Origin of the sequence: Faecalibacterium sp. AF27-11BH (genome assembly GCF_003603005.1) — a bacterium.
Lineage (GTDB): Bacteria > Bacillota > Clostridia > Oscillospirales > Ruminococcaceae > Faecalibacterium > Faecalibacterium taiwanense.
Window position 1 is genome coordinate 11,590 of the sequence record NZ_QVGS01000005.1, and the last position, 11,862, is coordinate 23,451.

The 11,862-nt window shown below is 58.5% G+C and carries 13 protein-coding genes; 12 read left to right on the forward strand and 1 reads right to left on the reverse strand.

The window, feature by feature from the left end:
* Positions 1-65 precede the first annotated feature (65 nt).
* The 6 genes from DWY76_RS06565 (at position 66) to DWY76_RS06590 (ending at position 6,037) form a co-directional block, all read left to right on the forward strand.
* Positions 66-1,406, forward strand: a complete 1,341-nt coding sequence (locus DWY76_RS06565) for a serine hydrolase (RefSeq protein ID WP_120080519.1) — start codon at positions 66-68, stop codon at positions 1,404-1,406.
* Positions 1,407-1,478: 72 nt separating this feature from the next.
* A complete protein-coding gene (gene rfbC, locus DWY76_RS06570) occupies positions 1,479-2,045 on the forward strand; it encodes a dTDP-4-dehydrorhamnose 3,5-epimerase (RefSeq protein WP_097777386.1) in 567 nt (188 codons plus the stop codon).
* A gap of 6 nt (positions 2,046-2,051) precedes the next feature.
* Complete coding sequence (locus DWY76_RS06575; protein WP_223388262.1) at positions 2,052-2,861, forward strand: ABC transporter permease; 810 nt, start codon at positions 2,052-2,054, stop codon at positions 2,859-2,861.
* Between the two features lie 12 nt (positions 2,862-2,873).
* On the forward strand, positions 2,874-3,617 hold the full coding sequence (locus tag DWY76_RS06580; protein ID WP_005943870.1) for an ABC transporter ATP-binding protein: 744 nt from the start codon (positions 2,874-2,876) through the stop codon (positions 3,615-3,617).
* A 1-nt stretch (position 3,618) separates the two neighbouring features.
* Positions 3,619-5,496 carry a glycosyltransferase family 2 protein gene (locus tag DWY76_RS06585; protein ID WP_120080521.1) on the forward strand — a complete coding sequence of 626 codons (1,878 nt, stop codon included), beginning with the start codon at positions 3,619-3,621 and terminating at the stop codon, positions 5,494-5,496.
* A gap of 4 nt (positions 5,497-5,500) precedes the next feature.
* Positions 5,501-6,037, forward strand: a complete 537-nt coding sequence (locus tag DWY76_RS06590) for a DUF5662 family protein (protein WP_120080524.1) — start codon at positions 5,501-5,503, stop codon at positions 6,035-6,037.
* Positions 6,038-6,170: 133 nt separating this feature from the next.
* Here the strand turns inward: DWY76_RS06590 and DWY76_RS14505 are convergent, their stop codons facing one another.
* Positions 6,171-6,296 carry a hypothetical protein gene (locus DWY76_RS14505; protein WP_005943878.1) on the reverse strand — a complete coding sequence of 42 codons (126 nt, stop codon included), beginning with the start codon at positions 6,294-6,296 and terminating at the stop codon, positions 6,171-6,173.
* 312 nt (positions 6,297-6,608) lie between these two features.
* Between DWY76_RS14505 and rsxC the strand changes: the two genes are divergently transcribed.
* Genes rsxC through DWY76_RS06620 form a run of 6 tightly spaced genes read left to right on the forward strand, consistent with a single transcriptional unit; the run spans position 6,609 to position 11,660 of the window.
* The gene (gene rsxC / locus DWY76_RS06595) at positions 6,609-7,925 is read left to right on the forward strand and encodes an electron transport complex subunit RsxC (protein ID WP_242959231.1); all 1,317 of its coding nucleotides are present in this window, start codon (positions 6,609-6,611) and stop codon (positions 7,923-7,925) included.
* Positions 7,925-8,884, forward strand: a complete 960-nt coding sequence (locus DWY76_RS06600; protein ID WP_097774296.1) for an RnfABCDGE type electron transport complex subunit D — start codon at positions 7,925-7,927, stop codon at positions 8,882-8,884. The genes rsxC and DWY76_RS06600 overlap by 1 nt, the downstream gene beginning before the upstream one ends.
* Positions 8,881-9,429, forward strand: coding sequence for an FMN-binding protein (locus tag DWY76_RS06605; RefSeq protein ID WP_005943884.1), 549 nt, complete (start codon positions 8,881-8,883; stop codon positions 9,427-9,429). The genes DWY76_RS06600 and DWY76_RS06605 overlap by 4 nt, the downstream gene beginning before the upstream one ends.
* 16 nt (positions 9,430-9,445) lie before the next feature.
* Positions 9,446-10,111: an electron transport complex subunit E gene (locus DWY76_RS06610; protein ID WP_005943886.1), complete on the forward strand. Its 666-nt coding sequence runs from the start codon at positions 9,446-9,448 to the stop codon at positions 10,109-10,111.
* Between the two features lies 1 nt (position 10,112).
* On the forward strand, positions 10,113-10,745 hold the full coding sequence (locus DWY76_RS06615; protein ID WP_005943888.1) for an Rnf-Nqr domain containing protein: 633 nt from the start codon (positions 10,113-10,115) through the stop codon (positions 10,743-10,745).
* Between the two features lie 15 nt (positions 10,746-10,760).
* A complete protein-coding gene (locus DWY76_RS06620) occupies positions 10,761-11,660 on the forward strand; it encodes an RnfABCDGE type electron transport complex subunit B (RefSeq protein ID WP_120080526.1) in 900 nt (299 codons plus the stop codon).
* The last annotated feature ends 202 nt before the right edge of the window (positions 11,661-11,862 follow it).

Sequence of the window (11,862 nt, forward strand, 5' to 3'; positions counted from 1 at the left end):
CTATTATCTGATGCTTTGCCGGTGCAGTACGACGGGCAGAAAAACGCTCAATGGAGAAAAACCAGATGAAAAAACTGACAGCGGCGCTGTGCGTTGTGCTGCTTATGATCTGCGTGTTCGTGCCGGGGGCAGCGGCGGCTGGCCCTGCCCTTGGTGCCACCCGCGCTTACTGCATCATCGATGCAGACACCGGCCTTGTGCTGGCACAGCAGAATATGAACGAAGAGCTGCACCCGGCATCCATCACCAAGGTGATGACGCTGGGCCTTGCCTGCGAAAAGGCGCAGGGGAACTGGGATGATATAAAGCTCACCGTGACCCACGAGGATGTTTACTCGCTGGCGGGCACCGATTCCAGTCACATTGCCCTGCGCGAGGGCGAAGAAGTCCCCCTGACGGATGCGCTGTATGCCACCCAGATGGCCAGCGCCAACGACGGCGCGAACCTGTTGGCCGAATATGTGGGAGAGGGCACCATCGCGGACGGCGTGGAGAAGATGAACGCAAAGGTGAAGGAACTGGGCCTTGCGCACACCCACTTTGCAAACCCTCACGGCATCAGCGACGAGGACCACTACACCAGCTGCTACGATATGGCGCAGATCCTGCGCTGGGCACTGGAGCAGCCGGGCTTTGAGCAGGTGTTCACCCGCAATGAGATGTACACCATGGACCCCACCAACATCCAGCCCGTGACCCGCTACTTTTCCCAGCAGGACAAAATGCGCATTGGCTCCAGCCGGTACTACATCTCGTCCATTCTGGGTTCCAAGCTCGGTTATACCAACACGGCCCGCTACAGCTACGCCTGTCTGGCGGAGCAGAACGGCGTCCGGCTCATCTGCGTGACCATGCAGAGTGAGCTGAGCACCGATAAATACAACGATATGCGCACCCTGCTGGATTATGCGTTCAGCACCTTTACCGGCTACACCGACCTGCCCGCGCAGGGCATCACAGCACCGCTGAGCGTGGTGGGCGGCGGCGGGAGCCTTGGCACCGTGACCGTCTCCGACCCCGGCGTGCGGCTGCTGCTGGCCAACGGCCTGACTGCCGACGATGTGGAGGTGACGCTGGAACTGCCGGAAAGCTATGTCCTTGGCTCCGACCCGGAGGTGTACGCTGTGTACACCGTCCACGGCGGCGAAAAGCAGGAGAGCACCAGCGTGCGTGTGGATGCGGAAATTTCCGGCCTGCCTGAACTGCTGGAGAACAGCACCGGTCAGGAGCTGGAAGCGGCCAAGGCGGTAAAGCCCCAAAGCCATGCATTCTGGCTGCTGGGCATCTCGCTGGGGTCCACCGCAGCGGCAGCGCTGGTAACCTTTCTGGTGGTGCGGTTCATCACTTGGCGGAAGAAACGCCGCAGAACGCGCACGGAACAGGGACAGACCCGCCGCGGCAAATAAGCGCAAAAGCCTGCGTCGAACAGACTTTTCCAGATAAAACAAACATGCTTCACAAAAAGAGAGGTACAAAATATGGGCAAGTTTACGTTTACTCAGACCGAGATCCCCGGTGTTGTGGTCATTGAGCCGCAGGTGTTCGGCGACGACCGCGGTTATTTTATGGAGACCTATCAGAAGGATCAGTTTGCCGAAGCCGGCATCGATAAGGAATTCGTGCAGGACAACCAGAGCCGCTCCACCCGCGGCGTGCTGCGCGGCCTGCACTTCCAGAAGGAGCACACGCAGGGCAAGCTGGTGCGCGTGACCAAGGGCGAGGTGTTCGATGTGGCCGTGGACTGCCGCCCGCATAGCGCCACCTTCGGTAAGTGGGTGGGCGTGACCCTTTCCGAGGAGAACAAGAAGATGTTCTACATCCCGGAGGGCTTTGCACACGGTTTTCTGGTGCTGAGCGATGTGGCAGAGTTCTGCTACAAGTGCACCGATGTGTACGATCCCACCAGCGAGGGCGGCATCCCCTACGATGACCCCACCGTGAACGTGCAGTGGCCGGACTGCGGCTGCGAGCACAAGACCAGCGCAAAGGACAAGCTGCACGAGCCCTTTGCTGCACAGAAGTTTGAATATTTTGAAAAGTGGTGATCGCCTGTGGCAAAATTCAAAGCAATGTGGAACGGCTTCTGGTGCTACCGCTATCTGCTGTGGAACCTCGTCAGCCGTGACTTCAAGCTCAAATACCGCCGCAGCGTGCTGGGCGTGGTGTGGAGCGTTCTGAACCCGCTGCTCATGTGCCTTGTGTACTGGGCCGTGTTCAGCAGTCTGATGGACATGCGCGGCAGCGGCATCGACAACTTTGCCGTGTTCCTGATGTGCGGCCAGCTGCTGTTCAACTTCTTCAACGAGGCCACCTCCACCGGCATGAGCAGTGTGCTGGGCGCTGCGCCCCTGCTCAAAAAGGTGTATATCCCCAAGTATATCTTCCCGCTGGAAAAGTGCTGCTTTGCCATGGTGAACTGCGTGTTCAGCTTTGTGGCGCTGCTGCTGGTCATGATCTTCACCGGTGCACCCTTCCACCTGACCCTCATCGAGGCGGTCTACCCGCTGGTGACGCTGTTCTTCTTCAGTCTGGGCGTGGGCCTGCTTCTGGCAGCGGCTACCGTGTTCTTCCGGGATATCATGCACATCTGGAGCGTGTTCATCACTGCATTGCTGTATTTTTCCGCCATCTTCTACGACCCCACCCAGATGACCTTTTCCATTGGCGGGTTCAACATGCAGCAGATCATCAAGCTGAACCCCATGTACTGGTACATCACAGGCTTCCGCCGTACCGTGATGTGGGGCATCCCGCTGGATTTCAACATGTTCGCGGTGTGCGGCTGCTGCGCCGTGCTCTCCATGCTGGTGGGCGTGTGGGTATTCCGCAAAACGCAGGACCGCTTTGTGCTGCATATTTAAGGAGGAAGAACAATGGAACCGATCATCAAAGTGGACAATGTTTCCATGTGCTTCAACCTCTCCAAGGAAAAGCATGAGAGTCTGAAAGAGTATTTTCTGGCCATGGTGCAGGGCCGCCTGCAGTACGATGAATTTTACGCCCTGAAGGACGTGAGTCTGGACATCATGCCCGGTGATTTCTACGGCCTTGTGGGTCTGAACGGCTCGGGCAAGTCCACCCTGCTCAAGACCATTGCGGGCGTGTACAAGCCCAGCAAGGGCAAGGTGACGGTCCGCGGCTCCATCGCCCCACTCATCGAGCTGGGCGCGGGCTTTGATATGGACCTGACTGCCCGCGAGAACATCTATCTGAACGGCACGGTGCTGGGCTTCTCGCCCAAGTATCTGGACGAAAAGTTTGACGAGATCGTGGAGTTCAGCGAGCTGCAGAACTTTCTGGATGTGCCGCTCAAGAACTACTCCTCCGGCATGGTGGCCCGCATCGGCTTTGCCATTGCCACCATCACCAAGCCCGATATCCTCATTGCGGACGAGGTGCTTTCGGTGGGCGATTTCCTGTTCCAGCAGAAGTGCGAAAAGCGGATGCAGGAGCTGATGGCGGGCGGCACCACGGTCATTCTGGTGTCTCACTCCATTGAGCAGATCGAGCGCATGTGCAGCAAGGTGGCATGGCTGAGCCACGGTCACCTGAAAATGAATGGCGATACGGCAACGGTCTGCGCGGCCTACAAGGCAACGCAGCGCGGCGAGGCCTGATATGAATGTACGACTGAAACGTGCCAGAGAACTGGCAGGCTATGCGGTGCAACTGACGAAGGACGAGGGCCTGCCCACCATGCTCAAACGGGGCGCGGGCTTTGTCAGGCGCCGCTGCTTTGGCAAGCGTGCCCGCTATCTGCCCGCCAAAAAGGTGCTGGAAGCCCAGCGGGCCGAAATGGCCGGCAAAACGGCGGCAGACTGCGGCCTGCCCACCATCAGCATCCTGACCCCGCTGTATAATACACCGGAAAAATACCTGCGGGAATTTCTGGATTCCTTTGTGAACCAGACGGCCCCCAACGGCCAGCTCTGCCTTGCGGATGCTTCCGATGCAGAACATGCCGATGTGAAGCGCATCGTGGAGGAATATCAGACAAAGAATCAACGCATCGTATACAAAAAGATCGAAAACAAAGGCATTGCGGCCAACACCAATGCTGCGGCAGAGCTTGCCACAGGGGAATATCTGGCCCTTGCCGACCACGATGATATCCTTGCGCCCCACGCCCTGTACACCATGGGCAAAGCCATTCTGCAGCTGCGGGCGCAGGGCGAGCCGGACGGCTTCCTCTACAGCGATGAAGCACTCTTTTCCAAGAGCATCCAGCGGCCCATGGTGGCCCACTTCAAGCCGGATTACGCCCCGGACTACCTGCTGTGCTGCAACTACATCTGTCACTTGGCGGTGTTCCAAAAGGCGCTGTGGGATGAGATCGGCGGGGAGCGGCCGGAGTGCGACGGCAGTCAGGACCACGATTTGTTCCTGCGCCTTGTGGAAAAGACCGGCGGTGCGGCCCATGTACCGCAGGTGCTGTACTACTGGCGGGTGCACACAGGCTCCACCTCTGGCGGCACCGATGCCAAGCCCTATGTGGCGGCAGCAGCCAAAAAGGCGCTGGCCGACCATCTGGCCCGCACCGGACGCACCGGCACCGTGGAGGATGGCCTGTTCCCCAGTACCTACCGGGTGAAGTGGGATATCGTGGGCGATCCGAAGGTGAGCATCCTCATCCCCAATAAGGACCACACCGGGGACTTGGAAAAGTGCCTGCACAGCATCTGGACCAAAACCAGCTGGGAGAACTTTGAGGTTATCGTCATCGAGAACAACTCCACCGACCCGGCGACCTTCACCTATTATAAGGAAGCCCGGCAGCGCTACGACGGCCTGCAGGTGGTCAACTACCCGCAGAAGGGCTTCAACTTCTCCGGCATCAACAACTTTGGCCGGCAGTACGCCAGCGGGGATTACCTGCTGCTGCTGAACAACGACGTGGAGGTGCGCAATGCGGATTGGCTCACGGAGCTTTTGCGGCAGTGTGCTCACCCCGGCGGCGCGGCCATCTGCGGCGCGGAGCTTTTTTACCCGGACGAGACGTTGCAGCATGCAGGCGTTGTGACCGGCCTTGGCGGCTACGCGGGCCACAGCCACAAATACCGCAAGGCGGGCGGCAGCGGCTACATGTTCCGCTCTGCAACGGTGCAGGACTTTTCCGCCGTCACCGGTGCCTGCCTGCTGGTAAAGACCAGCGTGTGGGACGAAGTGGGCGGTCTGGACGAAGCCTTTGCGGTGGCCTTCAACGATGTGGATTTCTGCCTGCGGGTGCGGGATGCAGGCTGCCGCATTGCGTGGACGCCCTACGCCCGGCTGACCCATTACGAGAGCAAGAGCCGCGGCGGCGACGAAAAAGACCCGGTGAAGGCCCGGCGCTTTGCCGCCGAGCAGCAGCGGCTGTATGCCGTGCACGGCAAGGCGAACATTCTGCACGACCCCTACTACAACCCCAACCTGACCATGGACCGGGAGGATTTTTCCGAAAGCAATGATCTGCGCGGGCTGAAAGAGGGACGTATCACGGTGCAGTGGAGGAAATAACAGCATGAACATCAAGGGCCATTTTGAGACCATCACCCGGCACAAGCTGCTGGTGATGAAATATTGCTTTGCCTGCGGGCTCTATGAGCAGGGCCTTGCCCACGACCTGAGCAAGTACAGCCCTACCGAGTTCATTCCGGGCTGCATCTATTATCAGGGTGACCACAGCCCCAACGAAGCGGAACGTCTGGCGCGGGGCTATTCCTCCGCGTGGCTGCACCACAAGGGCCGCAACAAGCACCATCTGGAATACTGGATCGACTACAGCACCCGGAAGGTGGGCCTTGCCGGCATGAAGATGCCCCTGCGCTATGTGTGCGAAATGGTGTGCGACCGCGTGGCCGCAAGCCAGATCTATCTGGGCGACAAGTACACCGATGCTTCCCCGTGGGAATACTACGAGCGCAGCAAGACCCACTACCTGCTCCACCCGGAGACCCGTGCCCTGCTGGAAGAGCTGCTGAAAATGGTGCGCGACCTTGGGCATGACCGCACCTTTGAGCACATGAAATACCTGCTGGGCTGCGAAAAAGATTACTAAAAGGAATATTTTGCCTGAAAACACCGCTGAGGGAGACCCGGCGGTGCTTTTTGTATGTCATAAAACAACACATCCCCCAGCCCGTGCGGCGCTGCCGTTCAGGCTGGGGGATGCTTTTTGTGCAAGACGGGTGTTACTGCTCGTTCTCGTAGATCTGGATATAACGGGGTGCGTTCTTATCCTGAATGAACAGCAGCGCGGCGGTCAGGGCCACCGCCAGAGCAGTGAGGACGGCGAGCAGTGCTTTGAGAACCTTCATCGTTTCAAGCCTCCTTGGTAAGTCTGGCGCGGAGCGGGGGACGTTCCGCAGTTTTTGCTTGCCCTTAGTATAGCATAATCCGCATGCAAAGGCAAACACCGGATGCAGGAAGAAAAATACGGTGGTTAGTTGTATATAACCACGAAAAAATGAAAAGAAAGTTCAGGAAAACACATCATTTTTGTGCCATTGTCGTTGACTTCCCACGCCAAAATGATACAATAAACATGTTAAGCAGCTGCTGTCCCTGTACCAGTGCGCCTGCATGGGCGTGGGGGCGGCAATTCAAGCAGAATGGGGGATTTGAATTCCATGTTGAACAAGCTGAAACGTGCGGCGCTTGGCGCGCATACGCCGCATGACAAGGCAACTGCTGCAAGCAAACCGATCCCGATGCCTCTGCCCGCGCAGGTACGCATCCTCATGAGCCAGCATATCGGCGCTCCCGCCAAAGCTCTGGTCAAAAAGGGCGACGAGGTGTTCGTTGGCACAAAGATCGGCGAGGCTGGCGGCTTCGTCTCTGCAAACATCCACTCCAGTGTCTCCGGCACGGTTGCCGCAGTGGAGCCCTTCCGTCTGTCCAATGGCCGCATGTGCGACTCTGTCGTCATCAAGACCGATGGCAAACAGACCGTGGACCCGGCTGTCAAGGCACCGGAAGTGACCGATAAGGCCAGCTTCCTCAAGGCTGTGCGTGAGTGCGGTCTGGTCGGTCTGGGCGGCGCAGGCTTCCCGACCGACGTAAAGCTGCAGCCCAAGCAGCAGGTGGATACCCTGCTGATCAACGCTTCCGAGTGTGAAGTGTGGCTGACCAGCGATACGCAGGAGATGCTGAACTGCAGCGATGATATCATCCGCGGCATCAAGGCCGTGCTGCAGTACACCGGCATCCCGAAGTGCGTCATCGGCATTGAGAACAACAAGCCCGAGTGCATCGACTTGCTGTGCAAAAAGACCAATGGCGACAGCACCATCGAGGTCAAGCCCCTGCCCAGTGTCTACGGCACCGGCGCAGAGCTGATCCTTATTGAAAAGTGTCTGGGCCGCGAAGTGCCCCACGGCGGTCTGCCCGCAGATGCCGGCGCTATCGTCATGAACGTGACCAGCGTCTCCACCCTTGGCAAGTATCTGGCTACCGGTATGCCGGTGGTCGAGCGCACCATCACCGTGGACGGCGATGCCTGCGCAAAGCCCCAGAACATCGTTGTCCCCGTGGGCACTGCCTATCAGGACATCATTGATTTTGCGGGTGTCAAGGGCGAGCTGGGCAAAGTGGTTGCCGGCGGTGCCATGATGGGCCCCGCTGTGGAGAACCTGAGCTACCCCACCACCAAGACCACCTCCGGCCTGATCTTCCTGAGCAAGGCCGCTGCAGAGCCTGCACCGGTGAATCCCTGCATCCGCTGCGGCCGCTGCGTGGAGTACTGCCCCATGGGTCTGGAGCCTGTGGAGGTCAATCAGGCATACGCTGCACGCGATGTGCAGGAGCTGGGCAAGCTGCATGCAGACTACTGCTTCAACTGCGGCAGCTGCTCGTTCGTCTGCCCGGCAAAGCGCCCTGTTACCCAGATGATGAGTCTGGCAAAGGCGTTCTACCTTGGTGAAATCAAAAAAGGAGGCAATAAGTAATGGATACGAAGCTTATTGTTTCGGCTTCCCCGCATGTGCGCAGCGAAGAGACCACCCAGAGCCTGATGGCCAACGTGATCGTCGCCCTGTGCCCCTGCGTGGTGGCCTCTGCCATCATTTTTGGTATGCGTGCACTGCTGGTAACAGCCGTGTCCGTGGTGGCCTGTGTGGCTTTTGAGTGGCTGTACTGCAAGCTGCTCAAGAAGCCCAACCCCATCAGCGACCTGTCCGCCGTCGTCACCGGCATCATTCTGGCCATGAACGTGCCCGTGGGCATGCCCATCGGCCAGCTCATCATCGGTGATCTGGTGGCCATCGTCATCGTCAAGCAGCTGTTCGGCGGCATCGGCATGAACTTTGCCAACCCCGCTCTGGTGGGCCGTATCGTGCTGTTCATCAGCTTTGCCGGTTCCATGAACAAGTGGGTGTTCCCGGATGCAGCGGTGGATCAGCTGTCCAGCGCTACCCCGCTGGCTGTGGCCGATAAGTCCAAGCTGAGCCTGCTGGATCTGTTCATGGGCATCCACGGCGGTGTGCTGGGCGAGACCTGCGCACTGGCCATCGTGCTGGGCCTGATTTATCTGGTGGCCACCAAGACCATCAGCATCGCCATCCCGGCTTCTTACGTCGGCAGCATGTTCGTGTTCTACCTCATTGCTACCCACAGCGTGCACGAGGCTCTGGTTGCCGTGCTGAGCGGCGGCCTGCTGTTCGGTGCCGTGTTCATGGCTACCGACTACGTTACCAGCCCCTTCACCCTGAAGGGCAAGCTGGTGTACGGCGTGGCACTGGGCATCGTCACCTTTGCCATCCGTTACTGGGGCAGCTACACCGAGGGCGTGTCCTTCGCACTGCTGTTCATGAACCTGTGGGTCCCCTACATCAACGATCTGACCCGTCAGACCCCGTATGGCTACATTAAGCCTGCAAAGAAAGCAAAGGAGGGTGCTGGCAAATGAGTAAGTCTTCCAACTGGGAGAGCACCATCAAGCCCATTGTTGTGCTGAGCGTTATCTCCCTGATCGCCAGCCTGCTGCTGGCACTGGTGAACGGTATGACCGCCCCGGTCATTGCCGAGAACACCAAGCGCACCACTCTGGCCGCTTATGTCGGCGTGCTGCCCTCCGTTTCGGATGCCAGCGAGCTGGAAGAAGTGACCGATTACACCACCGCCGGCATCACCGGCGTGGTCAAAGCTCCGGACGGCAGCACTGCCATCAAGGCCGAGGAAAAGGGCTTTGACGGCGGCATCCTGACCGTCATCATGGGCTTTGATGCCAATGGTGCCGAGACCGGCATGTGGGTAGACGCTTCCACCCAGACCAAGGGCATCGGCTCCAACGTGAGCAGTGACGACTTCCTGGCGCAGTTCGACGGCATGGACGGCACCCAGAACATTGTGATGAATCAGGATTACGACGCCTACAGCGGCGCAACCATCTCCTCCACCGCACTGTTTGCTGCCATCAATGACTGTGTCAACTGCTACAACGAGCTGGCGTAAAGGAGGTTGGTAAGAAATGGCACAAGAAAATAAGTCCAAGGTAAGCATCCTTACCAACGGCATTATCAAAGAAAACCCCGTTCTGCGTCTGGTTCTGGGTACCTGCTCCATTCTGGCAGTTACCACTGCAGTTTCCAGCGCTCTGGGCATGGGTGCCGCCTTCACCTTCGTGCTGGTGTGCTCCAATATCATGATCTCCCTGCTGCGCAAGGTGATCCCCGGCAAGGTGCATCTGCCCTGCTACATCGTCATTATCGCAAGCTTCGTGACCATCGTTCAGATGTTCATGCAGGCTTACATGGAAAGCCTGTACAACGCTCTGGGCGTGTTCCTGCCCCTGATCGTTGTCAACTGTATCATTCTGGGCCGTGCCGAGATGTTCGCCTGCAAGAACAGCATCGTGGACTCCGCACTGGACGGCGTGGGCATGGGCGTTGGCTACACCCTCACCGCTACCCTGATGGCATCCATCCGTGAGATCTTGGGCAGCGGCACATGGCTGGGCTTCCAGGTGATCCCGGAAAGCGTTGCCAAGGTCTCCATCATGACGCAGGCTCCCGGCGCATTCTTCTGCTTTGGCCTGTTGATGGCCGGCTGTGTGTGGCTGGAAGGCAAGCTGGATGCCCGCATCGAGCGCAAGAGCTGCTGCGACCTTGATAACCTGAAGAAGGAGGCAGAATAAGATGTTAGTAAAACTCGCTGCGATCTTCTTCAGCATGATCCTGGTCAACAACTACGTGCTGGTGAAGTTCTACGGTATCTGCCCGTTCCTGGGCGTTTCCAAAAAGCTGGATTCTGCGGTTGGTATGTCCGGCGCCGTCATCTTCGTCATGTTCATGGCAACGGCCGTTACCTTCCCCATCCAGATCTTCATTCTGGACCCGGCTGGTCTGAGCTACCTGCAGACCATCGTGTTCATTCTGGTCATTGCTGTTCTGGTGCAGTTCATCGAGATCTTCCTCAAGAAGTACGTGGTTGCACTGTATAACTCTCTGGGCGTTTATCTGCCCCTGATCACCACCAACTGCTGTGTTCTGGCTGTCACCATTCTGGTCGTGGGCGACTACGGCGCAGATGTGGCTGCTATGGGCTTCGGTGTTGCTTACATTGAGGCTCTGGTGTGTGCCATCGGCGCAGGCTGCGGCTTCATGCTGGCCATGGTCATGTTCAGCGGCGTGCGCAAGCGCGTGGAAGCCTGCGATCCCCCGGCACCCTTCAAGGGCCTGCCCATCACCCTGATCGCAGCAGCAATCACCAGCCTGTCCTTCATGGGCTTCGGCGGCATCGTCGAAAACCTGTTCAATGTCACGCTGTAAGGGAGGAACAGGATTATGAATATTGTATCTGCTGTTATCCTGTGTACCATCGTGGGCGCAGTCGGCGCGATCGTTCTGGTCGCAGCGTCCAAGTTCATGGCGGTGGAGGAAGACCCCCGCATTGAAGAAGTTACCAACTGCCTTGCCGGTGCAAACTGCGGCGGCTGCGGCTACGCAGGCTGTGCGGACTACGCAAAGGCTGTGGTCATGGACGGCGTGCCCTGCGACAAGTGCGCACCCGGCGGCCCCAAGGCTGCCGCTGCCATTGCCAAGATCATGGGCGGCACGGCCAGCGCTGTGGAAAAGAAGGCGGTTGTCCAGTGCCAGGGCAATTCCGAGCACTGCAAGCCTGCTTATGATTACAAGGGCATCCAGACCTGTGCAGCCGCTGCTGCACTGTACGGCGGCCCCAAGACCTGCTCCTTTGCCTGCGTTGGTCTGGGCGACTGCACCAAGGTGTGTAAGTTCGATGCCATCCACATTGTGGACGGTGTTGCCAAGGTGGACAAGGACAAGTGCACCGGCTGCGGTGCCTGCGCAAACATCTGCCCCAAGCAGGTCATCATGATCGACGTGGGCGGCCCGCGCAAGCCGGTGGTCATGTGCTCCAACAAGGACAAGGGTCCTGTGGCCATGAAGGCCTGCACCACCTCCTGCATTGCCTGCGGTATGTGCGAGCGCACCTGTAAGTTTGACGCTATCCACGTGGTGGATGGCGTGGCCCGCATCGACTATGACAAGTGCAAGGGCTGCGGCATGTGTGCCCAGAAGTGCCCCAAGCACATCATCCTCTTCCCGCTGAAGGATGACCCCAATCCCCCGAAGCCCGTGGTGAAGCCCGCCGCTCCCGCTACTGCCCCCGCAGCAAAGCCGGAAGCCAAGGCTGAGGCAAAGCCCGAGACCAAGGCAGAGTAAACTGTAAACCAAAGCCCGCCGTGCAGCGATGCCCGGCGGGCTTTTTGCATAGAAAATGATTGGGAATGCCCTCCGCGTTGCTCTGGGCATAATTCAAGGAAATATTCTTCTGAATTTCGGTAGAACGGAACGCCTGCGGGCGTTCCGTTCTACCATTTTCACAAGAAAGGTCGCAGAGATGAGATGCATTTTCCCGTCACAG